The sequence below is a fragment of the Cupriavidus sp. WS genome (genome assembly GCF_000395345.1).
In the GTDB taxonomy this organism is placed as follows: domain Bacteria; phylum Pseudomonadota; class Gammaproteobacteria; order Burkholderiales; family Burkholderiaceae; genus Cupriavidus; species Cupriavidus basilensis_B.
This window is the reverse complement of record NZ_AQPL01000264.1, coordinates 1-20,542: the sequence shown is the minus strand read 5'-3', so window position 1 is coordinate 20,542 and position 20,542 is coordinate 1. Positions and strand designations below refer to the sequence as shown.

The following is a 20,542-nucleotide window of genomic DNA, read 5'->3' as shown; positions in this document are numbered from 1 at the left end:
TCGCGGGAGTTCAGGGCGAAGCAAGGCTGGGGCCAGGGGCGCGCGGCCGGGGTCTGCGCCCCGGGCCAGGACAGCAAGATACCAACGATCCGCCGCATCACCAACGATCCAGATCGCTTGAAGGTATGCCATGTTGGCATAAGCAGACATGACGTACCGGGCCGCGCCGCAGCCCGGCTCAACGGCGCAGCAGCCCCACCAGTTCGTCGATGTCGGGCAGCGCCGCGGTGCCGTCCATCGCCGCGCCGCCCTCCTCGCCGGCTTCCAGGATGCCGTCGGCCAGCGCGCGCTTGCCGTGGTGCAGCGTGAGGATGCGCTCCTCGATGGTGCCGGCGCTGATCAGGCGGTACACCGTGACCGGGCGCTGCTGGCCGATGCGGTGCGCGCGCCCCATCGCCTGGTCCTCGGCTGCGGGGTTCCACCACGGGTCGGCGATGACGACGTAGTCGGCCGCGGTCAGGTTGAGGCCGAAGCCGCCGGCCTTCAGGCTGATCAGGAAGACGTCGCCCTCGCCGGCCTGGAAGGCCGCCACGCGCCGGGTGCGCTCGGCCGCCGGGGTGGCGCCGTCGAGGTATTGCCAGGCCAGCCCGGCGCGCTCCAGGCCGTCGCGCAGCAGTTGCAGGAAATCGACGAACTGGCTGAACACCAGCGTCTTGTGGCCGTTGGCGGCCAGCTCGCCGGCCAGTTGCACGAACGCGCGCAGCTTGGCGCCGTCCTGCCCGGGATTCCCGAGGTCCAGCTCCGGCGTGACCAGGCGCGCGTCGCAGGCCGCGCGGCGCAGCCGCATCAGTTGCGCCAGCACGTGGATGCGCGCGTCCGGGGCCGGCTGGCCCTTCGGCTGGCCTTTCAGCTGGCCCGTCCCGGCGCCGCGCGCCGGCGCGGCCACCGCGGCCTCGGCCTCGGCCAGCGCCTGGCGGCGCAGCGCCTCGTAGTGGGCGGCTTCCACCGCGTCGGGCTCCACGCGCAGGACCAGCTCGGTGCGCGGCGGCAGCTCGTCGAGCACCTGGGCCTTGGTCCGGCGCAGCACGAACGGCGCGATCATGCGGCGCAGCCGCAGCGCGGCCTCGCGCACGCCGTTGCGCTCGACGGGCACGGCGAAATGCTCGTTGAAGCGCGCCAGCGAGCCGAGCAGGCCGGGATTGCAGAAGCGCATGATGGACCACAGCTCGGCCAGCCGGTTCTCGACCGGCGTGCCGGACAGCGCCATGCGGAAGCCGGCCTTGAGCGCGAAGATGGCCTGCGCGCGCCGCGCGGCGGCGTTCTTGAACGACTGCGCCTCGTCGGCCACCACGGTATGCCATTCGCGCTGGCAGAACGCGGCGCGCGCCTGCAGCAGCAGCGTGTAGGTGACGATCACCACGTCGAACGGGCCGGCCTGCGCCAGCAGCGCGCCGCGCTCGCCTTCGGCGGTGTTCTCGCCATACAGATGCACGCGCAGCGTGGGCGCGAAGCGGCGCGCCTCCTCGGCCCAGTTGCCGCATACCGAGGTCGGCGCGACCACCAGCGCGGCGCCGCCGGGGGCGCGCGCCAGCATCACGGCCAGCGCCTGCAGGGTCTTGCCCAGCCCCATGTCGTCGGCCAGGCAGGCGCCGAAGCCGGCCTCGGCCAGCGACATGGCCCAGCGGTAGCCGTCTTCCTGGTAGGGCCGCAGCTCGGCCGCCAGGTTGGCGGGCAGCGCGGCCAGGCTGGCGCGCGCGCCGCGCAGGCGCCGCGCGCGCTCGCGGAAATGGCTGTCGGGGTCGACGCCGGCGCCGGCCAGCACGTCGTCCAGCCAGGGCGCGGCCATCAGCGGCACCTGGATGCCGTCGCGCGCGCCGTGCGCCACGCTGGCGAGGTCGCGCAGCCGCGCGCGCAGGCTGCGCGTGAGCGCCACGTAGACGCCCTGTCCCATCGGCATGAAGCGCCCGGCGTGGCTGGCGGCCCAGGCCAGCAGCTCGCCGAGCTGCACCACCAGCCCTTCGGCCACGCGCAGCTCGCCGACCAGCTTGAACCAGGCGCTTTCGGTCTCGATGCGCACCGCCAGCTGGGCGATGTCGGCGCCGGTCACGCGCACTTCCTTGCCGCGCGGCCATTCCAGCGCCTGCACGCCGGCCAGCCCGGGCAATGCCTCGACCACCGACAGCGCCTCTTCGGGGTCGGTCAGGGTCCAGTCGTATTCGCCGCTGTCGGGCGCGCGCGGCACCAGGAAGGGCAGCGCGTCGAACACCTCGGCCACGTTGGCGAGCTCGGCGGCGAGGTCGCGCTGGGTGGCGAGCGACTCGCCCCGCACCGCGGCCATCAGCCGCTCGCGCCCGCCGCCCGGCGCCAGGCGCGGGCCCAGCGGCCCCAGCGGCGTCACCACCAGGCGCAGCGCGAGGCCCTCGCCGAGCGGCGCCAGCTCGGCGCGCAGGCGGCTTTCGGTCTCGAGCTCGCGCGTGCCGCCGCCAAGGTCGGAATGCACCTGGAAATGCCCCGACAGCGCGCGCAGCGTGGCGTCGAGCTGGCCCTGCGCCTCGGCCGGCACGGCCAGCCCGTCGGCGATCAGTTGCGCGGCGCCCTGCTGCGCCGGCGTGAGGCGGATCACGCGCAGGCGCTGCGAGCCTTCGCGCAGCACGGTGATCTGGCGCAGCGCCTCGGCCTCGGCGCGGCTGCCGGCCGGCAGGAAGCTGTCCAGCGCCGGCGCCTCGCGCAGCGGCGGCGACACGCGCAGCGTGTAGCGCGTGCCGTCGCGCACCACCTCCAGCGTGGGCGCGCCTTCCACCACCTCGAGGGTCTGCTCGGGCGCCTGCGCCAGCACCACGCCCGGATGGCCGACCAGCGCCAACACCGCGGCGGCGCGGTCGAGCACGTAGCGGCGGCGCGAGGACTGGTCGCGCCGGATCGCGCGCGCCACGCGGGCGTCCCACGGCTCGAGCCGGTCGTCTTCGGCCAGCTTCGCCAGCGGCAGCGGGCGCGGCTTGTTCCAGCCGCGCGGGCCGCGCGCCTGCTCGAGCGGCTCGATGGTGCCGACCGCGCCGTCGGCGTCCAGCGTCACCGCCCACAGCAGGCGGCTGGCGCTGGCGCCGTCGGGCGCGCGCGTCTCGCCGGCCAGCGCCTGCAGCGCGTCGAGCGCCAGCCGCCAGCTTTCGCGGCGCTGGCCGGCGAAGAAGTGCGCGGGCACCGGCTCCCCGTCCGCCAGCGCCACGGCGCCGTCCAGTTGCCGGCCGAGCCAGTCCATGCCGCAGACCTGCAGCCGCTCGCGCAGGCCGGCCACGGCGCGGGCGCGCTCGGCTTCGGGCTGGCGGCGCCCGCTGGCCGGCACGCCGTCGCCGAGCCACGCGCGCAGCAGCACGCGCCAGAACTGCGCCAGCGGCGGCACCTCGGGCGCCAGCGCGAAGGCGGCTTCGTCCAGCCGCGCGTCGCCGCGCTGCGCGTCGAGCGCGTGGACCCACAAGCCCCAGCGCCCGCGCGCCGCCGGCGTGCGCGTGCCGGCTTCCGCCTGGCAGAAGCGGCGCGCGCGCTCCAGGTGGACGGGCGCGCGCTGCGCCAGCAGCGACAGCGGGTAGAACGGCGCCAGCGCGGGGCCCAGCAGCCCGGCACGTTCGCCGGTCTCGGCGCGGATCTGCCTGAGCGCCGCCTCGAAGCCGGCCTGGGCGCCGGGCCAGTCGCCTTGCTGCAGGCGCGCGAGCGCGCGCTGCGCCAGGTCGTCGCCGCTGCCGCCGCTGGCCGGGATCAGCGCCAGCGCGCCGGGCGCGTCGCCGGCGAACAGCAGGCCCTGGGCCAGCGCGCCGCGGATGTGCGGCGGCACCGCCGGCGCATCGGCCCGCGCGCAGGCCAGCGCGTAATCGAGGCAAGACCGCAGGCGCGGGTCCCAATCGTGGAACAGCACGTCCAGCCCGGCCAGCACGATGTGCCAGCGGTAGGGCAGCGCCACGCGGTCCAGCAGCCGCGCGTCGCCGGCCGCCAGCAGGGCGTCGACCAGCGCCCGCGCCTGCCCGGCGCGGTCGCCGGCCAGCATCAGCAGGGGCTCGACGACCTGCTCCGGCGCGCCGGAGAACAGCGCGTCGCGCAGCAGCGCGGTCAGCGGATCGGCGTGGGGCGTGGCGGGAGGAAACGAAGGCGGCATGGGTACGGCAGCGGACACAATGTGACGATTTTAAGCCGCACCGGCGCCGCGACCGCGTTGGCACCGGGGGTCCCGGGGTTTACAATGTCGCTTTTGTATTGCTGACGACGCACACGGAGAAAACCATGTCGATGGCGGATCGCGACGGAAAAATCTGGATGGATGGCAAGTTGATCGAATGGCGCGACGCCAAGATCCACGTGCTCACCCATACCCTGCACTACGGCATGGGCGTGTTCGAGGGGGTGCGCGCGTACAAGACGCCGGACGGCACCGCGATCTTCCGCCTCAAGGAACACACCCGCCGCCTGTTCAACTCCGCCAAGATCTTCCAGATGGCGATGCCGTTCGACGAGGCCACGCTGGCGCAGGCGCAGCGCGAGGTGGTCAAGGCCAACCAGCTCGAATCCTGCTACATCCGCCCGCTGGTGTGGATCGGCTCGGAAAAGCTCGGCGTGTCGGCCAAGGGCAACACCATCCACGTGGCCATCGCCGCGTGGCCGTGGGGCGCCTACCTGGGCGAGGAAGGCATGGAGCGCGGCATCCGCGTCAAGACCTCCTCGTTCACGCGCCACCACGTCAACGTGTCGCTGGTGCGCGCCAAGGCCAGCGGCTACTACATCAACTCGATCCTGGCCAACCAGGAAGCCACCAGCCTCGGCTACGACGAGGCGCTGCTGCTCGACACCGAAGGCTACGTCAGCGAAGGCTCCGGCGAGAACGTGTTCGTGGTGCGCGACGGCGTGATCTACACGCCCGACCTGGCCTCGTGCCTGGACGGCATCACGCGCGACGCCATCCTCACCATCGCGCGCGACCTCGGCATCCCGGTGCGCGAGAAGCGCATCACGCGCGACGAGGTCTACTGCGCCGACGAAGCCTTCTTCACCGGCACCGCGGCCGAAGTCACGCCGATCCGCGAGCTCGACGACCGCATCATCGGCGAAGGCCGCCGCGGCCCCGTCACCAAGCGCGTGCAGGACGCCTTCTTCGCCGCCGTGGGCGGCACCAGCGAGCAGTACAAGCGCTGGCTGACGCTGGTCTGAGCGCGGCCACGCAAGCCTGCCGCGGACGCACCGAACCCAGCCGCCGGGCCAGCGCCCGGCGCCCCCTGTTCCCCACAAGACCAACACCATCCTCGCAAGACCATGACGCAAACCGCCTCCGTAATCGAAATCGGCGCAGAAGACCTTCCGCTGCACTGCCCCACCGGCAACACGCCCGCCTGGAACTACCATCCGCGCGTTTTCCTCGACGTGGTGGACACCGGCGAAGTGAAGTGCCCGTACTGCGGCACCGTCTACAAGCTCAAGGCAGGCACCGTCATCAAGGGCCACCACTGACGCGCTCCACGCCTGACCGCACCGTCCCGATGCTCCGGCCCGCTTCCAGGCGCGCCGGAGCGTCGGCGTGCGCGGCGCGCGCGGCCGGCCTGCCCGCCGGCACCGTCAGCGCCTGCATCACGCCTTTCTTTCCGGCAGCGCCCCATCCATGAAAAAAGCCCTCGTCATCGCCCCCAACTGGATCGGCGACGCCCTGATGGCGCAGCCGCTCTTCTCGCTCATGAAGGCGCGCCATCCGCGCCTGCTGATCGACGCCCTCGCCCCCAAATGGGTGGCGCCGGTGCTGGCGCGCATGCCCGAGATCAACCAGGTGTTCCCGAGCGAGCTGGCGCACGGCAAGCTGCAGCTCTCGGCGCGGCTGATGTTCGCGCAGCAGCTCAAGAACGAAGGCTACGACGCCGCCTACGTGCTGCCCAACTCGCTCAAGTCGGCGCTGATCCCGTGGCTGGCCGGCATTCCGCTGCGCGTCGGCTACCGCGGCGAGGCGCGCTTCGGCATGCTCAACATCCGCCACGCCAACCCGCCGCGCGACCAGCGCCCGCCGATGGTCGAGCACTACGCGCGGCTGGCGCTCAAACCCGGCGCGCGCCTGCCCGAGGACCTGCCCGAGCCGCGCCTGCGCACCGACCCGGCGCGCATGGCCAAGACCGCCGAGCGCTTCGGCATCCCGCCCGGCACGCGCCTGATCGCGTTCTGCCCGGGCGCCGAGTTTGGCCCGGCCAAGCGCTGGCCGGCCGCGCACTTCGCCGAGCTGGCGCAGATGCTCAAGCGCTCGTTCCCCTACGCGCAGATGGTCACGCTGGGTTCGCCCAAGGACGCGGAGATCGCCGCCGAGATCGTCGCCGGCGCGCCGTTCGTGCGCAACCTGTGCGGCCAGACCTCGCTGGACGACGCCGTGGACCTGCTGGCGCTGGCCGAGGGCGCGGTCTGCAACGACTCCGGCCTGATGCACGTCACCGCGGCGCTGAACCGGCCGCAGGTGGCGGTGTTCGGCTCGAGCGACCCGCGCCACACGCCCCCGCTGTCGCAGGCTGCTAGTATCATGTGGCTGCAGCTCGAATGCAGCCCTTGCTTCAAGCGCGAGTGTCCCCTGGGCCACTTGCGATGCCTGAAAGACATCGAGCCGGAAATGGTGTTCGTGGAGCTGCGCAAGCTCCTGCACCGCGCCTGACGCACCAGCCCGACGCACCTGATGCCGGCCCCCAAGTCCGTGTCGATCCGGCCAACGAATCCCTGAGCCCTGTCACCATGCCTCGTTTTGCCCGCCTGTTCGATTCCGCCGAAGACATTGTCGAAGCCTTTCGCGAAGCCATGAAACTGCGCGACGCGGACGGCGCGCTGCGCCTGTGGCTGGACGAGGACTCGGTCACCTGCGTGATGCCGGACGGCCAGCGCCTGATCGGCCACGAGCAGCTGCGCCAGGCATTCGCCCAGTTGCTCGACCTGCAGCCGGTGCTGATCGACGTGATCGAGACCAGCAGCCACGCCTCGCTCGGCGTGGCCATCTTCGACGTGACCGAGGCGCTGCGCTTCGGCGGCGACCGCGTCGAGGCGGACCTGTACGTGCACACCACCTACGTGCTGATGCAGAACCACGAAGGCTGGCGCCTGGCCCATATCCACTGCAGCCCGGCCAACGCCGCGCAGGTCGCCGCCGTCAGCACGGCACCGGGGCAGGCGCTGCACTAGCCGTGCCCGGCAGCATGAACGCATCCGGCGCGAAGGCATTCGGCGGCGGCCGCCGCATGCCCTGGTGGCTGTCCGGCGGCCACGCCCAGACCATCATCCCGGCGCGCTTCACCCGGCGCCCGCGCGCGGCCTTCCGGCGCGAGCGCTGGAGCGCGCCCGACGGCGACTTCATCGACCTCGACTGGACCACCCACGCGGTCACGCCCGGCACGCCGCTGCTGGTGATGTTCCACGGCCTGGAAGGCAATTCCGGCAGCCACTACGCGCAGGCCATGATGCACGCGCTGGCCGCGCGCGGCTGGCAGGGCGTGGTGCCGCATTTCCGCGGCTGCTCGGGCGAGCTCAACCTGGCGCCGCGCTTCTACCACTCCGGCGACGCGCAGGAGATCCGCTGGATCCTGGAGCGGCTGCACCGCGAATACTGCGCGCACGGGCGCGGGCTGCTGGCGGTGGGCATCTCGCTGGGCGGCAATGCGCTGCTGCGCTACCTGGGCGAGGAAGGCGGCGGCGCGGGTTTCGTCGATGCGGCCGCGTCGGTGTCGGCGCCGCTCGACCTGGCCGGCGGCGGCGCGGCGCTGTCGCAGGGCTTCAACATGCTCTACACGCGCATGTTCCTGCAGACGCTCAAGCGCAAGTCGCTCGACAAGCTGCGCCAGTATCCGGGCCTGTTCGACCGCGCCGCCATGCTGGCCAGCCGCGACCTGTACGCCTTCGACAATATCGTGACCGCGCCGCTGCACGGCTTCCGCGATACCGACGACTACTGGGCGCGCGCCTCCAGCAAGCCGGTGCTCGGCGCCATCGCCGTGCCCACGCTGGTGCTCAACGCGCGCAACGATCCCTTCCTGCCGGCGCGCTACCTGCCCGGCCCCGCCGACGTCGGCGCGCAGGTCCGGCTGGAGCAGCCGGCGCACGGCGGTCACGTCGGCTTCATGACGCCGCGCGAAGATCTGCTGCGGGCCTTGCCGGTGCTGCCGTATGCTGGCCATATCGAGTGGCTGCCGGCGCGCATCCTGCAATTCTTCGACAGCGTGGCATAGCCCCGCGGCCGGCGAGGCGGCCCGCCGCGAGGCGCGCCACAGAGGAGACAAAGATCATGGACGAGACAGTCAAGCAAGCGATGGCCCGCTGGCCCAACGTACCCAACTGCTACGGCTGGCTGGCGCTGGACCGGCGCGGGCAATGGCGCATGCGCAACGAGTACGCCCAGCAGCACGGCCTGTCCGGCGACCCGATCCGGCACGAGGCGCTGGTCGCCTTCATCGAGCGCAACTACCAGCGCGACGAGCGCGGCGCCTGGTACTTCCAGAACGGGCCGCAGCGCGTGTTCGTGGCGCTGGCCTACGCCCCGTGGATCGTGCGGCTGCACCAGGGCCGGCTGCACACCACCACCGGCCGCGCGTTCGCGCTGCGCGGCTGCCTTGCCGACGAGCAGGGCAACGTGGTGCTGACCGGAGAGATCGAGGCAAGCGAGGCGGAAGGCGGCGGCGGCATCGCGGCCGCGCTGCTGCACGACCATGACCTCGACGCCTTCAGCAGCGCCTGCACCTGGCATGGCGAGGCCTGCGGCGGCGATCTCGGCGTGTTCCACTTCGACGGCGCCGACGTGCCGATCGAGCCGGTCGCGCAGGACGAAGTGCCGGTCCGCTACGGCTTCGTGCGCCAGCCGGCGCCGCCGGCGGGCGAAGCGGCGGCCTGAGTGACCTCCTGAACGGCCGCCTGAACGGCCGCCCGAACCGCGGCCGCGGCTAGTTCGGCATGCCCTTGTTGTCCTGCTTTTCCTCGCGGAACTGCCGCTCGAGCTGGTGCAGCCGCGCGTCCACCTCGGACAGCGTGTAGAAATCCCCGTCGCCGGCCTTGCGCGCGATCTGCAACTGCTCGATGGCGGCCTGGTAGGCGCCGTCGATGGCGTATTTCTCGGCCAGCGCCTGGTGCTGCTGCACGCGCCGGCCCTGGCCCGCATAGGCGCGCGCCAGCATGTCCCACCACTCGGCGCGCGAGATGTCCTCGCGCGTGCGCTCGCGCAGGAAGGCCACCGCCTGGTCCAGCCGCCCCGCCCCCAGCAAGGTCGCCGCGTAGCTCACCGCCACCGCGTGCGAGAGCGGGAACGCCCTCATCGACGCCGCGGCCTGGTTGAGCGCATCCTGCGGCCGGCCCTGCGCGCGCGCCAGCTCGATCGCCATCACGTCCAGCATGGGGCTGCCCGAGGTCGCGCCGGGAATGGTGCCGTAGAGCCGGCGCGCCTCCGCCAGCGACTGCTCGGCGGCGGCGTTGCGGCCCAGGCGCTGGTCGGCGAAGGCCATGCCGTAATACAGCGCCGGCACGCGCGCCGGCGCCGCCGAGGGCAGTTGCGCCTGCAGCGCGGCGCGCACGTTCTGCAGGTCGCTCGGCGTGGTTTCCTGGATGATGCGCGAGCGCACGCGCGCGAACTCGTATTCTGGCGTGCTGCCGACGTGGCGCACCGCCACGTGGCTGACGCGGTCCTGCATGTCGGCGATGCGCTCCGAGGTCAGCGGGTGGGTGCGCACATAGGCCGGCACCGAGTTTTCCGAGATGCCCATCACGCGCTGCAGGCGCTTGAAGAAGTCCGGCATGCCCTGCGGGTCGAAGCCCGCCGCGGTCATGATCTGGAAGCCCACGCGGTCGGCCTCGCGCTCGGCCCCGCGCGAGAACGACAACTGGTTGGCGACCGCCGCCGCCTGCCCGCCCATCGCCAGCGCCGAGGCCGCGTCGCCGCTCTTGGTGGCGGCCAGCCCGGCCAGCACCATCGACGCCAGCGAGATCCACATCGACTGGTCCTGCGAGGTGATGCCGCGCGCGATGTGCCGCTGCATCACGTGGCCGATTTCGTGGCCCAGCACCGAGGCCAGCTCCGACTCGGTCTCCGACTGCACCAGCAGGCCGGTATGCACGCCGATATAGCCGCCGGGCAGCGCGAAGGCGTTGATGGTGCGGTCGCGCACCGCGAACAGCTCGAAGCCGGTGGCGAAGGTGCCCGAGCCGGTCGAGCCCGAGATGTTCTGCCGGCGCGCCGCCTGCACCAGGCGGTAGCCGAGCGCGTTCAGGTAGTCGGCCAGCAGCGGGTCGACCACGTAGTCCGGATCGCGCCGGATGTCGCGCATGATGTGCTCGCCCAGGCGCCGCTCCATGTCGGGCGTCAGCGATGCCGTGGAAGGGTCGCCGAGGTCGGGCAGCTGCACGCCGCTGCCCTCCACCACGGTGTTGTTGGTGCGCAGCCCGAACTCGGACTTCTGCCCCGCCTTCACGCTGCGGTTCAGGTTGTCGTAGACCTGGTCGCTGCTGTCGCCGCCATAGACGGCGTCGGCGGCCGTGCGCGCCGGATCGTTGAGCAGCGCGCGCTGCTGCGGCCACGCGGGCAGGGCCACCGTCAGCGCCAGCAGCGCCGCGAGCGAGCGGCGCGCCAGGCTAGCCGAAGCGCGGGAAATGCGGGAAGCGGCGGCGCGGGCATGCCGCGGACGCATTCCGGGCGATGTCGGGCAGGCCTGTCGGGCGGGCGAGGAGAGCGCTCCGCGGAGCGTTGAATTCTTGCGCATCTTGCTATGATAGCGGCCTCCGGAAACCATTCCCATCGGGCGCGCCCAAGGCGGGCCCGACAGGTCCCCGATGCCACCCAGGCCGCGCGCCAACTGGCGCGGCGGGCCTCCGGCCAGTCCCCGGCATTGCCGCAACTCCCCTTCGATTCCCGCCCACGCCATGAGCCAGCTCACCCACTTCGATTCCGCCGGACAAGCCCATATGGTCGACGTCGGCGCCAAGGCGCACAGCCACCGCGTGGCCCTCGCCACCGGCACCATCACCATGCTGCCGGCCACCTTCGCGCTGGTGCGGGACGGCAACGCCAGGAAGGGCGACGTGCTCGGCATCGCCCGCGTGGCCGCCATCATGGCCACCAAGCGCACCTCCGACCTGATTCCGCTGTGCCATCCGCTGGCGCTCACCAAGGTGGCGGTGGACTTCGCCCTCGACGAGGCGGCCTCCGCCGTGCGCTGCACGGTGCGCGCCGAAACCCGCGGCCAGACCGGCGTGGAGATGGAAGCGCTGACCGGCGTGCAGGTGGCGCTGCTGACCATCTACGACATGTGCAAGGCGGTGGATCGCGGGATGACGATCACCGATGTGCGCGTGCTGGAGAAGCATGGCGGGAAGTCGGGGGACTGGGTGGCGGCCGGTTGAAGCGCGCCGGAGCACGGTCCGACGCGTGGGATCACTCCCGCGCCGGTCATGTATCGTATCCGTTGCGTGCGCGTCTGGTTTTCTTACCGTGCATGACACGGTCTTACGGCCCGTGCCATTCCGCTGTAACAAGCGTAACGCCGCATTTCGCCAGCCGCGAGGCACGCGCCACATCGGGAAAATTGGTATTCAATGCAGTCAGGGAGCGCTGTTGCGCTACCCGCGGGGCGCGGCCCCGCATCAATCCAAGGTGAGCAAGATGAACGGGCGTAGGGTTGGCCAGATAGTGCTGGTGTTGGCGGCGCTGGGTGCGAGCGGAGCCGCTTTGGCGGCCCGCGGCGGCGGGTGGCACGGCGGCGGCGGATGGCATGGGCATGGGGGAGGATGGCACGGCGGGTGGCATGGCAACGTGGGGGTCGTGATCGGCCCCGGTTTTGGCTATGGCTACGGCTGGGGCTACCCGTATCCGTACTACGCTCCGCCGTATTACTACCCGCCGGTGGTCGCGGTGCCGTCGGCGCCGCCGCAATACATCGAGCAGGGCCAGGACGGCCCGGTCGACATGGGCGGCGGCGCGGGTGCCGCCGCGCCGGCGCCCGAGCAGGCGTTCTGGTATCACTGCAGCCAGCCGGACGGCTACTACCCGTACATCAAGGCGTGCCCGGGCGGCTGGCAGAAGGTCCCCGCCCGGCCCCCGGCCTGACGCGATGCCGCTGTGGCATGCGACGACGCGCGGCACCGCCGGTGGCCGCGCGAGACGATTTGTTGACCAGTATCGAGGTACCCAGATGAAAGCGTTCACCCGCCCGGGCCTGTGCAGGCGGCCCGTTCTGCTGGCTTTGCCCCTGGCCGCGCTGGCGCTGGCCGGCTGCGCCGTGATGCCCAGCGGCCCGAGCGTGATGGTGCTGCCGGGCACGGGCAAGAATTTCGACCAGTTCCGGGCCGACGACTATAGCTGCCGCCAGTTCGCCTTCGGGCAGGTCGGCGGCGTCACCGCCAACCAGGCCGCCACCGGCAGCGCGCTCGGCAGCGCGGCCGTCGGCACCGCGCTCGGCGCGGCCGCCGGCGCGGCGTTCAACGGCGGCTCCGGCGCGGCCGTGGGCGCCGGCGTGGGCCTGCTGACCGGCGCCGCGGTCGGCGCGGGCAATGCGCAGGCGTCCGGCTACGGCAGCCAGCGCCGCTACGACGCGGCCTACGTGCAGTGCATGTACGCCAGCGGCCACCGCGTGCCGGTCTATGGCCAGATGATGTCCTCGTCCCCGCGGCCGCCGGCGCCGACCTACTACTATCCGCCTCCGCCGCCGGGCTACGCGCCCCCGCCGCAGTAAGCGGCGCCTGGCCGCCACGCTGGTCCCCGCATCCCGCGCACGCGCCGGCCCCGAGGCCGGCCGCGGCGCGGGATGTGTCTATGCGGGGCCATCCTCCGCATCATCCTGCGCATCATGGGCCGGCGCCGGGCCGGGCCATGCCTTGCTGCGCGCCTCGACCCAGTCGCAGAATTCCCGCGGCCGCGCGGCCGCGTCCACGCCGGCGCAGGCACGCGCCACCTCGGCGAACTGCCGGGCCTCGTCGCCGGCGTAATAGAAGCGCAGGCGCTCGAGCCACGCACGGCCCTGCACGGGGTCGCCGGTCAGCGCGAGCAGCCACGCGGTGCGCGCGATCAGCGTCGGCGTGGGCAGCAGGTGGACCGCGGCGATATGCGGGCCGAGCAGTTGCGCGGCGTTGGCCGCGGTGATGACCGCATCCTCGGCCGCGTCGGACTCGGCCGCCTGGCGGAACCAGCGCTGCGGCATGGGCAGCGCGGCCCGGTGCCCGGCGTGCGCATACTCGCGCGCCTCGGCGCGGCGGAAGTCCATCCACATGGTCGCGAGCACGGTGACGGACACACCGGCGAAGACCAGGCCCGCCAGCACCGCCGCCGCGCGCGGCAGCCGCGCGCGGCCGAAGCCGGACGGCTCCAGCCAGCCCAGCATGAAGCAGAACGGCAGCAGGAAATACAGGTAGTGCAGCGGGTACTCCAGCATCGAATGCGCGCCCAGCATCGCCAGCCATGTCAGCACGAGGACGGTCTGCGCGCGCTCCGGCGCGTCGCCGCGCCACAGGCGCCGGTAGACCACGCGGCCCAGCCATGCCAGCAGCGACAGCAAGGCGCCGGCCGCGCCCACGATGCCGGTCTTGGCCAGCAGATCCAGCACGGCATTGTGGGCATGCAGCGACATCTCCACCCTGACGCCGACCTGCGCCATCTGCTGGAACTGCGCCCAGCCGAACTCGCCCCAGCCCACACCGAGCCACGGATGCGCGCGGAACATCGCCCACGCGTGGGTCCACATCGCGCCCCGCCATGAAAGCTGGTCGGCGCCCTGCAACTGCGCCACCGTGTCGAACAGCCGCCAGCCCATCGCCTGACCCGCACTCTTGATCGCGGGCTGCAGGACCAGCAGCATCGCCACCATCGCCACCGCGGCGAACACCAGCCCGGCCGGGCGGCGCATCGGGTTGGACCCGCGCTGCCGCACGCCAGCGCCGGCGCCCTGCCCCCGCGCCATCCATGCCGCCACCAGCGCATAAGCCGCGGCCAGACCCACGTGCAGCACGCCCGTGCGCGAACCCGACAGCACGATGCCGCTCTCCAGCAGCAGCACCGCCGCCAGCCACGCCGGCGCGCGCAGCCAGCCGCGCGCGGCCAGCCACACCGCCGCCGCCAGCGCCAGCCCCTCGACCGTGGCCTGGTGATTGGGCTGGTTCAGGTTGCCCCACAGGCGACGGTTGTCATCGTAGAAATAGGTCGACACCAGCCCGAACGTATCCGGCTCCAGGCCGAAGACCTGCACCCACTGCGCCAGCGTGCCCAGCAGCCCGGCCACCAGCCACGCGGTGGCGAGCGTATCGGCCAGCGCCTGCCGCTCCTGCGCGGACGCCGCCCGGCCCTGCCGCCACGCCGCCCACATCACCGCGGCGGCCAGCGCCAGCGTCAGCTCGGTGATCAGCCGGCTGCCGGGAACATCGGCCATGCCAACGAGGCCCTGCGCAATGCCGGTGGCGATGAGCCAGAGCGGGAAGAGGATGATCCACGGGAATCGGGCCGGCTCCGCCCGACCGGCGAGGCCGCCGGCCTGCCGGGGCGTCACGGCCCCCAGCACGATCACGGCAAGCGCGAACAACAGCGCGGCCGTCCATTCGCCATAGAAGGTGGCAAGCGGAAGCGTGTGCCGCGAGACCAGCAGGGGCACGACGAGCGCGGCGGCGAGGAAACTGAGGGGAATGGCTGACCGGGAGGGCAGCATGCGGGTGCCTTGTTATGCCGGGTTGGCAAAAGGCGGATGATAGCTTGGGGGATGGGAAAAGAAAAAGCGCCCAGAGGCGCTTTTGTGAATACCCTATTGAGATTCGACTTAGCTGCGGCAGTTGGCAGGAAGGACCGCTTGGGGCAGCGCGGTGGCGCCCGGTGCACACTTCCAAGTACCCGGCCATGCCGCTGCGGTGCTCAGCGCAACCGCAGCCCCTGCGCCAGTGTTATCCCACGGAGTCAACGTAAGCTGACCGCCCGCCGTACCGGTCACAGCCGTATAGGTAATGGTAATGACACCGTCCGCCGTGATTGCGATAGCGCTAACGTTATCGGTTGCGCCAGGGAAGGTGTAGCCCGTATTGTTAGTTGCCCCCCCCGTGGACATGTCGGTCGCACCCTTGCTTTGGTATGTTTCGGCAACTGCTGTCTTAGCAGCCGCAGCCATTCCCAGCCCTTCCGAAACGCGCGCACGACGCGTGTAATCCTGATACTGCGGAATCGCAATCGCCGCCAGGATGCCGATGATCGCAACCACGATCATCAGTTCGATCAGCGTAAAGCCCTTCTGGACACGGCGGCCCAGTTTCTTCAGTTGAACCCGTTGTTGCATGATTGACCCCTCGAAGGAATTTTGGATACAAATAGAAACATCTTGTTTCATGTGATGCTGCACAATCTTTAGCAGTTTGCGTGCCAGCCCGGCGCCCCTTGAACTCTCGTTGGCAGGTGACAATTTTCGCCACTTCAGAGCACTCCTAGCTTTGACAGCGCGCAAATTTTGTCACTTGCGATGACGCAGACAGTCAGTAAACCGAGGGTTCCGCTTAATTCAGTACGAAAGGACACTGAATTCACAACCAGATTCCTGTCTCGGAAAACGCAACGGGCGGCCCCAGGGCCGCCCGTCCCGCGGTGCGACAAGAGCACCGCCCCGCCTGACCGCGATCCCGCCCCTGCGAGCGGGACCGGCATCAGGCCGTCACGCCGGCTGTGCCGCGCGCTTCTGCATCAGCTTGCCGATCACCACCACCAGCGCGGCGCCGACGATGCCGAACACCAGGTGCGCGTGCGGCACGTGCATTTCGAACCAGGCGGAGTCGACCGGATCGCTCACCAGCATTTCGCCGGCGAGGTAGCCCAGCAGCGCGGCGCCCAGCACGATGATGATGGGGAAGCGGTCCATGACCTTGAGCAGGATGGTGCTGCCGAACACGATCAGCGGGATGGACAGGCCCAGGCCCAGCACCAGCAGCATCAGCTGACTGCCTTCCGGCCCCTTCTGGGCGGCGGCGGCCACGGCAACCACGTTGTCAAGCGACATCACGAGGTCGGCGATCAGGATGGTGCGGATCGCGGCCCAGATATTTTCCTTGGCGGCGTGGCCTTCTTCCTCGTCGTCGCCGGTCAGCAGTTGCACGCCGATGTAGACCAGCAGCGCGGCGCCGACGATCTTGAGGTACGGCAGGCTCAGCAGCTTGACCGCGGCCACGGTCAGGATCACGCGCATGACGATGGCGGCGGCGCTGCCCCAGAAGATCGCCTTCTTCTGCTGCGCGGGCGGCAGGTTGCGCGAGGCGAGCGCGATCACCACGGCGTTGTCGCCGGAGAGCACGATGTTGGTCAGGATGATGGATCCCAGCGCGATCCAGAATGCGGTGGAGGACAACAATTCCACGGTAAAGCTCCTCGAGTTTCTTGAATTATGGTTCGAACGCCGCATGGCGACGGGCGATGCGCAACCGACGATGTTCAGCCAACGACAAAATTCGGATGTCTGATTTTTCAGACATGAGATTTACCGTATCAAGCTTTCGATTCGGTTTCAATCGCCTTCCCGCCCGCCTCGGGAGATACCCTAGGTTCCTGGCGTCCCAGAATGACGCGCCCCCGCACGAAGGCGGGGGCATCGGTGGCTGGCGGCGCGGCTGCCCTGGGGCAACCGCGCGCCGGCCCGGTAATTCTCCCGCCCTCGCGGGCGGGATTCACCAGACAGCGGCGATTACAGGATCGACTTGAGCAGGCGGCCCATTTCCGACGGATTCTTGGTGACCTTGATGCCGCAGGCTTCCATGATTTCCAGCTTGGCCTGCGCCGTGTCGGCACCGCCCGAGATCAGCGCGCCGGCGTGGCCCATGCGCTTGCCCGGAGGCGCGGTCACGCCAGCGATGAAGCCGACCACCGGCTTCTTCATGTTGTCCTTGATCCATTGCGCGGCGTTGGCTTCGTCCGGACCGCCGATTTCGCCGATCATGACCACGGCGTCCGTTTCGGGATCGTCGTTGAACATCTTCATGATGTCGATGTGCTTCAGGCCATTGATGGGGTCGCCACCGATGCCCACTGCCGACGACTGGCCCAGGCCCAGCGCGGTCAGCTGGCCCACGGCTTCATAGGTCAGCGTGCCCGAGCGCGACACCACGCCGATGCGGCCCTTGCGGTGGATGTGGCCCGGCATGATGCCGATCTTGATTTCGTCCGGCGTGATCAGGCCAGGGCAGTTCGGTCCGAGCAGCAAGGTCTTCTTGTTGCCCTTACGCATCTTGTCCTTGAGCTCCATCATGTCGCGCACGGGGATGCCTTCGGTGATGCAGACCACCAGGTCCAGGTCGGCGTCGACGGCTTCCCAGATCGCGGCGGCGGCGCCCGCGGGCGGCACGTAGATCACGGAAACGGTGGCGCCGGTGGAGTCCTTGGCGTCCTTCACGCTGGCGTAGATGGGAATGCCTTCGAAGTCTTCGCCGGCCTTCTTCGGGTTCACGCCCGCCACGAAGGCGTTCTTGCCGTTGGCGTAGTCGCGGCAGCCACGGGTGTGGAACTGGCCGGTCTTGCCGGTGATGCCCTGGGTGATGACCTTGGTGTCTTTGTTGATCAGAATCGACATGCTGTAATCCTTTGCTTGGCTCGTAGCAGCGCGGGGCCAGGCCCGGCGCGCCGCTCGCGTTCGCGTTTTGTTGGCGTTCGTGCGTCTTGGCTTACTTGCCCGCGGCCGCGGCCACCACCTTCTGGGCGGCCTCTTCCATGGTGTCGGCAGCGATGATGGGCAGGCCCGAGTCGGCCAGCATCTTCTTGCCGATCTCTTCGTTGGTGCCCTTCATGCGCACGACCAGCGGCACGGACAGCGACACGGCCTTGGAAGCAGCGATCACGCCTTCGGCGATCACGTCGCAGCGCATGATGCCGCCGAAGATGTTGACCAGGATGGCCTTCAGGTTCGGGTTCTTCAGCATCAGCTTGAAGGCTTCGGTCACCTTCTCGGTGGCGCCGCCGCCGCCCACGTCGAGGAAGTTGGCCGGCTCGCCGCCGAACAGCTTGATGGTGTCCATCGTGGCCATCGCCAGGCCGGCGCCGTTCACCAGGCAGCCGATGTTGCCGTCCAGCGAGATGTAGGCCAGGTCGAACTTGGAGGCTTCGATTTCGTTGGCGTCTTCTTCGTCCAGGTCGCGGTAGGCGACGATTTCCGGGTGGCGGAACAGGGCGTTGGAGTCGAAGTTGAACTTGGCGTCGAGCGCGATCACCTTGCCGTCGCCGGTCAGGATCAGCGGGTTGATTTCGGCCAGCGAGGCGTCGGTTTCCCAGAACGCCTTGTACAGGCCTTGCAGGGCCTGGCGGGCTTGCGCCACGCTCGCGTCGGGCACGCCGATCTTGCGCGCGATGTCGTCGGCATCGGCGTCGGCCAGGCCGGTGGCCGGGTCGATGATCAGGGTATGGATCTTTTCCGGGGTGTGGGCAGCGACTTCCTCGATGTCCATGCCGCCTTCGCTGGAGGCCATCAGGGCCACCTTCTGCGACACGCGGTCCACCACCAGCGAAACGTACAGTTCCTTCTTGATGTCAGCGCCTTCTTCGATCAGCAGGCGGTTGACCTTCTTGCCTTCCGGGCCGGTCTGGTGCGTGACCAGGGTCATGCCGAGGATGTTGGTGGCGTAGGTCTTGACCTCGTCGATGCTCTTGGCCACCTTCACGCCGCCGCCCTTGCCGCGACCGCCCGCGTGGATCTGCGCCTTGACGACCCAGACCGGGCCGCCCAGTTGCTCAGCAGCCTTCAGGGCCTCTTCGACCGAGAACGCGGGGATGCCGCGCGGAACCGGCACATTGTATTTGCGCAGGATTTCCTTGCCTTGGTACTCATGGATATTCATGCGTGTTTCCTTTCGGGTAGGCGTAAAAGTGTGGAGATGGAATCTCGGCGTTTTGCAGGCCGTGCGGCTTAGCCGGAGGTGCCGGTGAGCCTGCGGGAGTCGGCGCCGCCGTCGGCGGCGGCGAGCACCTCCGCTGGCTGCGCCGCCGGGATCGGGGACCCTTCGGCCCTGATCCTCGGCTTCGGCTGGTGACCATACCAGCGCGGGTAAAACTGGCGCACCACCTCACCTTCGAAATGCAGGGCATGGCAGCCGTGCAACTGGTAAGGCGGTTCGGGATTGGTGTCTTCGGTGCCGGCGTCGCGGATGTTGAAGACGTCGCCGGCGAAAGCCTGGATCGCGGTGGTCGGCAGCACGCCGGCCAGCTCGGTCAGGTGGGTGCAGCCGGCCACGCCCGACAGGCGCTCGCGCACCGCCTTGCGGAAACCCTTCATCAGGTTCAGGCCGATCAGCTTGCGGTAGGCCGGGCCGATGGTGTCGCACTGGCCGGGATACGGCACCCAGTCGGAGCACGCCTCGGCGTCCACCACGTTCATGCGCAGGTCGATGGTGACGCGCAGCCACAGGTCGTGCAGCGGCTGGCCGACCGGGCGCACGCCGCCGCCGGCCAGCGGAATGTCGCGCGGCTTGGTGTCGGTCAGGCGCGCCTCAATGTCCCACAGGCCATCGTCCCTAAGATAGGCCTCGGCCGTGATGGCACGGCGATGGCGCAGGGAACGGTTGACGGGCGGGGAAAGCGGCATAACACCAGGCTGGAGCGGGGGAACAGGCGGCTAATGGATATGACCAGGAACGGCTTAACAGACACGACTCAGAACGACTCAGGACGGCTGGGCCGGGAAACCGCAGGATTTTAACATGCCGCACAAGTTTGACCGGGAACAAACTGCGCGGAGTGCCGTTGCCGGCGATTGTCGTCCGGCGGATGGCCTGCTGCGGTGCGGGAATGCGCGGCGCAAGGCGCTCGGGCGGCGCGCGGGCGACGGGCGGAACGGATGCCGGGCGCGGTGAATACGCCTACTGCCAAAGCAGGTATGCGCCCCGTGCCGGTGCATGGCAGCGTCGCGGCGGCACCCTCCGTGCTGCGGTCGCACAACGCCGCGCGCGGCGTCAGTCGCTACCGTCCAGCCACTCGTCGGCGCCCTTGATGATCTGGCTCACCACGGCACGGGAGAAGCCGCGGGCCACCAGGAAGCGGATCTGCTTTGCCCGTTCCTCGGGCGTGGCCGGCGGCGCGCCGAAGCGCTTCTGCCAGACCGCGCGGCCGCGCTCCAGTTCGGAATCGCGCAGGCGCTCCTGCAGATCCGCCAACTGGTCGCCGCCAAGCTGGTGGGTGCGTGCTTCCCGCATGACCCGGGCCGCGCCGTAGCGGCTGGCGCGGCGATGCACCAGGCTGTCGACGAAGCGCGCGTTGGACAGCCAGTTCTCGCGCTCGAGCACATCCAGCAATTGCTCGAGCGCCTCGGGCGATTCCGCATGGGGAGCCAGCTTGCGGGCCAGCTCCGCCCGGCTGTGCTCGCGGCGCGACAGGTAGCCGACCGCGCGGGCCTTCAGCGAAAGGGGAGGACGAGTGGCCATGAAAGAAAGCGGCGCGATGGGAAGCGGCGCGAATGCAACGGTGGAATGTATCTGCCTGGTGCGGCGCCGAACCGGCGACGGCAAGCAAGCGACGACTGACAAGCAACAACCGGCAAACAACGGCGGGCAAGCAACAGCCGGCAACCGCCAGCAATCGCGGCCACCGGCGAATTGCGGCCGCGGAATGCACACCGGGGCGGCGCGTGCCAATGCACGCGCCGCC

The 20,542-nt window shown here is 70.2% G+C and carries 19 protein-coding genes; 10 read left to right on the top strand and 9 right to left on the bottom strand.

From position 1 onward, the window contains the following. Positions 1 to 178: 178 nt before the first annotated feature. Positions 179 to 3,196 carry a DEAD/DEAH box helicase gene (locus K206_RS38905; RefSeq protein WP_155888170.1) on the bottom strand — a complete coding sequence of 1,006 codons (3,018 nt, stop codon included), beginning with the start codon at positions 3,194 to 3,196 and terminating at the stop codon, positions 179 to 181. Positions 3,197 to 4,209: 1,013 nt separating this feature from the next. Here K206_RS38905 and K206_RS0121310 point away from each other — a divergent pair. The 6 genes from K206_RS0121310 to K206_RS0121285 all read left to right on the top strand — a co-directional run bounded on the left by K206_RS0121310 (position 4,210) and on the right by K206_RS0121285 (position 8,815). After that, positions 4,210 to 5,130 (top strand): branched-chain amino acid transaminase, encoded by a 921-nt coding sequence (locus K206_RS0121310; protein WP_020204417.1) that lies wholly within the window; start codon positions 4,210 to 4,212, stop codon positions 5,128 to 5,130. Positions 5,131 to 5,232: 102 nt separating this feature from the next. Then, positions 5,233 to 5,427 (top strand): zinc-finger domain-containing protein, encoded by a 195-nt coding sequence (locus tag K206_RS0121305; protein WP_020204416.1) that lies wholly within the window; start codon positions 5,233 to 5,235, stop codon positions 5,425 to 5,427. A 148-nt stretch (positions 5,428 to 5,575) separates the two neighbouring features. Beyond that, the gene (gene waaF / locus K206_RS0121300; RefSeq protein WP_020204415.1) at positions 5,576 to 6,598 is read left to right on the top strand and encodes a lipopolysaccharide heptosyltransferase II; all 1,023 of its coding nucleotides are present in this window, start codon (positions 5,576 to 5,578) and stop codon (positions 6,596 to 6,598) included. 77 nt (positions 6,599 to 6,675) lie between these two features. After that, a complete protein-coding gene (locus tag K206_RS0121295) occupies positions 6,676 to 7,116 on the top strand; it encodes a nuclear transport factor 2 family protein (protein WP_020204414.1) in 441 nt (146 codons plus the stop codon). Positions 7,117 to 7,130: 14 nt separating this feature from the next. Then, entirely contained in the window at positions 7,131 to 8,156 is a 1,026-nt protein-coding gene (locus K206_RS0121290) for a YheT family hydrolase (protein WP_020204413.1), read from the top strand. A gap of 56 nt (positions 8,157 to 8,212) precedes the next feature. Further along, a complete protein-coding gene (locus K206_RS0121285; RefSeq protein ID WP_020204412.1) occupies positions 8,213 to 8,815 on the top strand; it encodes a DUF2946 family protein in 603 nt (200 codons plus the stop codon). 49 nt (positions 8,816 to 8,864) lie between these two features. Here the strand turns inward: K206_RS0121285 and K206_RS0121280 are convergent, their stop codons facing one another. Continuing rightward, a complete protein-coding gene (locus K206_RS0121280) occupies positions 8,865 to 10,598 on the bottom strand; it encodes a M48 family metallopeptidase (protein ID WP_020204411.1) in 1,734 nt (577 codons plus the stop codon). A gap of 232 nt (positions 10,599 to 10,830) precedes the next feature. Between K206_RS0121280 and moaC the strand changes: the two genes are divergently transcribed. The 3 genes from moaC to K206_RS0121265 all read left to right on the top strand — a co-directional run bounded on the left by moaC (position 10,831) and on the right by K206_RS0121265 (position 12,638). Further along, the gene (gene moaC / locus K206_RS0121275) at positions 10,831 to 11,310 is read left to right on the top strand and encodes a cyclic pyranopterin monophosphate synthase MoaC (protein ID WP_020204410.1); all 480 of its coding nucleotides are present in this window, start codon (positions 10,831 to 10,833) and stop codon (positions 11,308 to 11,310) included. A 409-nt stretch (positions 11,311 to 11,719) separates the two neighbouring features. Further along, positions 11,720 to 12,013, top strand: a complete 294-nt coding sequence (locus tag K206_RS0121270; RefSeq protein WP_369796915.1) for a hypothetical protein — start codon at positions 11,720 to 11,722, stop codon at positions 12,011 to 12,013. A gap of 85 nt (positions 12,014 to 12,098) precedes the next feature. Continuing rightward, entirely contained in the window at positions 12,099 to 12,638 is a 540-nt protein-coding gene (locus K206_RS0121265; protein ID WP_052165950.1) for a glycine zipper family protein, read from the top strand. A gap of 78 nt (positions 12,639 to 12,716) precedes the next feature. Here the strand turns inward: K206_RS0121265 and K206_RS0121260 are convergent, their stop codons facing one another. The 7 genes from K206_RS0121260 to recX form a co-directional block, all read right to left on the bottom strand. After that, complete coding sequence (locus K206_RS0121260; protein WP_020204407.1) at positions 12,717 to 14,597, bottom strand: PglL family O-oligosaccharyltransferase; 1,881 nt, start codon at positions 14,595 to 14,597, stop codon at positions 12,717 to 12,719. A gap of 108 nt (positions 14,598 to 14,705) precedes the next feature. Further along, a complete protein-coding gene (locus tag K206_RS44715) occupies positions 14,706 to 15,212 on the bottom strand; it encodes a pilin (protein ID WP_043366963.1) in 507 nt (168 codons plus the stop codon). 369 nt (positions 15,213 to 15,581) lie between these two features. After that, positions 15,582 to 16,277: a TerC family protein gene (locus tag K206_RS0121250; RefSeq protein WP_020423857.1), complete on the bottom strand. Its 696-nt coding sequence runs from the start codon at positions 16,275 to 16,277 to the stop codon at positions 15,582 to 15,584. A gap of 324 nt (positions 16,278 to 16,601) precedes the next feature. After that, entirely contained in the window at positions 16,602 to 17,483 is an 882-nt protein-coding gene (gene sucD, locus K206_RS0121245; RefSeq protein ID WP_020204405.1) for a succinate--CoA ligase subunit alpha, read from the bottom strand. A 91-nt stretch (positions 17,484 to 17,574) separates the two neighbouring features. Beyond that, complete coding sequence (sucC, locus tag K206_RS0121240) at positions 17,575 to 18,741, bottom strand: ADP-forming succinate--CoA ligase subunit beta (RefSeq protein ID WP_020204404.1); 1,167 nt, start codon at positions 18,739 to 18,741, stop codon at positions 17,575 to 17,577. A 68-nt stretch (positions 18,742 to 18,809) separates the two neighbouring features. Further along, on the bottom strand, positions 18,810 to 19,484 hold the full coding sequence (locus tag K206_RS0121235; RefSeq protein WP_020204403.1) for a DUF2889 domain-containing protein: 675 nt from the start codon (positions 19,482 to 19,484) through the stop codon (positions 18,810 to 18,812). A 367-nt stretch (positions 19,485 to 19,851) separates the two neighbouring features. Next, positions 19,852 to 20,319 (bottom strand): recombination regulator RecX, encoded by a 468-nt coding sequence (recX, locus tag K206_RS0121230; RefSeq protein WP_020204402.1) that lies wholly within the window; start codon positions 20,317 to 20,319, stop codon positions 19,852 to 19,854. Between recX and K206_RS44340 the strand changes: the two genes are divergently transcribed. Next, positions 20,318 to 20,542: hypothetical protein (locus K206_RS44340; RefSeq protein ID WP_231401643.1), on the top strand; the 225-nt coding region annotated here is incomplete at its 3' end. The genes recX and K206_RS44340 overlap by 2 nt on opposite strands.

Coding starts and splice junctions, on each gene's coding strand:
- K206_RS0121310 (WP_020204417.1), top strand. CDS start 4,210: ATGTCGATGGCGGATCGCGACGGAAAAATCTGGATGGATGGCAAGTTG.
- K206_RS0121260 (WP_020204407.1), bottom strand. CDS start 14,597: ATGCTGCCCTCCCGGTCAGCCATTCCCCTCAGTTTCCTCGCCGCCGCG.
- K206_RS0121235 (WP_020204403.1), bottom strand. CDS start 19,484: ATGCCGCTTTCCCCGCCCGTCAACCGTTCCCTGCGCCATCGCCGTGCC.
- K206_RS0121290 (WP_020204413.1), top strand. CDS start 7,131: ATGAACGCATCCGGCGCGAAGGCATTCGGCGGCGGCCGCCGCATGCCC.
- K206_RS0121265 (WP_052165950.1), top strand. CDS start 12,099: ATGAAAGCGTTCACCCGCCCGGGCCTGTGCAGGCGGCCCGTTCTGCTG.
- K206_RS0121285 (WP_020204412.1), top strand. CDS start 8,213: ATGGACGAGACAGTCAAGCAAGCGATGGCCCGCTGGCCCAACGTACCC.
- moaC (WP_020204410.1), top strand. CDS start 10,831: ATGAGCCAGCTCACCCACTTCGATTCCGCCGGACAAGCCCATATGGTC.
- K206_RS0121295 (WP_020204414.1), top strand. CDS start 6,676: ATGCCTCGTTTTGCCCGCCTGTTCGATTCCGCCGAAGACATTGTCGAA.
- K206_RS44715 (WP_043366963.1), bottom strand. CDS start 15,212: ATGCAACAACGGGTTCAACTGAAGAAACTGGGCCGCCGTGTCCAGAAG.
- recX (WP_020204402.1), bottom strand. CDS start 20,319: ATGGCCACTCGTCCTCCCCTTTCGCTGAAGGCCCGCGCGGTCGGCTAC.
- waaF (WP_020204415.1), top strand. CDS start 5,576: ATGAAAAAAGCCCTCGTCATCGCCCCCAACTGGATCGGCGACGCCCTG.
- sucD (WP_020204405.1), bottom strand. CDS start 17,483: ATGTCGATTCTGATCAACAAAGACACCAAGGTCATCACCCAGGGCATC.
- K206_RS0121280 (WP_020204411.1), bottom strand. CDS start 10,598: ATGCGTCCGCGGCATGCCCGCGCCGCCGCTTCCCGCATTTCCCGCGCT.
- K206_RS0121305 (WP_020204416.1), top strand. CDS start 5,233: ATGACGCAAACCGCCTCCGTAATCGAAATCGGCGCAGAAGACCTTCCG.
- K206_RS38905 (WP_155888170.1), bottom strand. CDS start 3,196: ATGGACTGGCTCGGCCGGCAACTGGACGGCGCCGTGGCGCTGGCGGAC.
- sucC (WP_020204404.1), bottom strand. CDS start 18,741: ATGAATATCCATGAGTACCAAGGCAAGGAAATCCTGCGCAAATACAAT.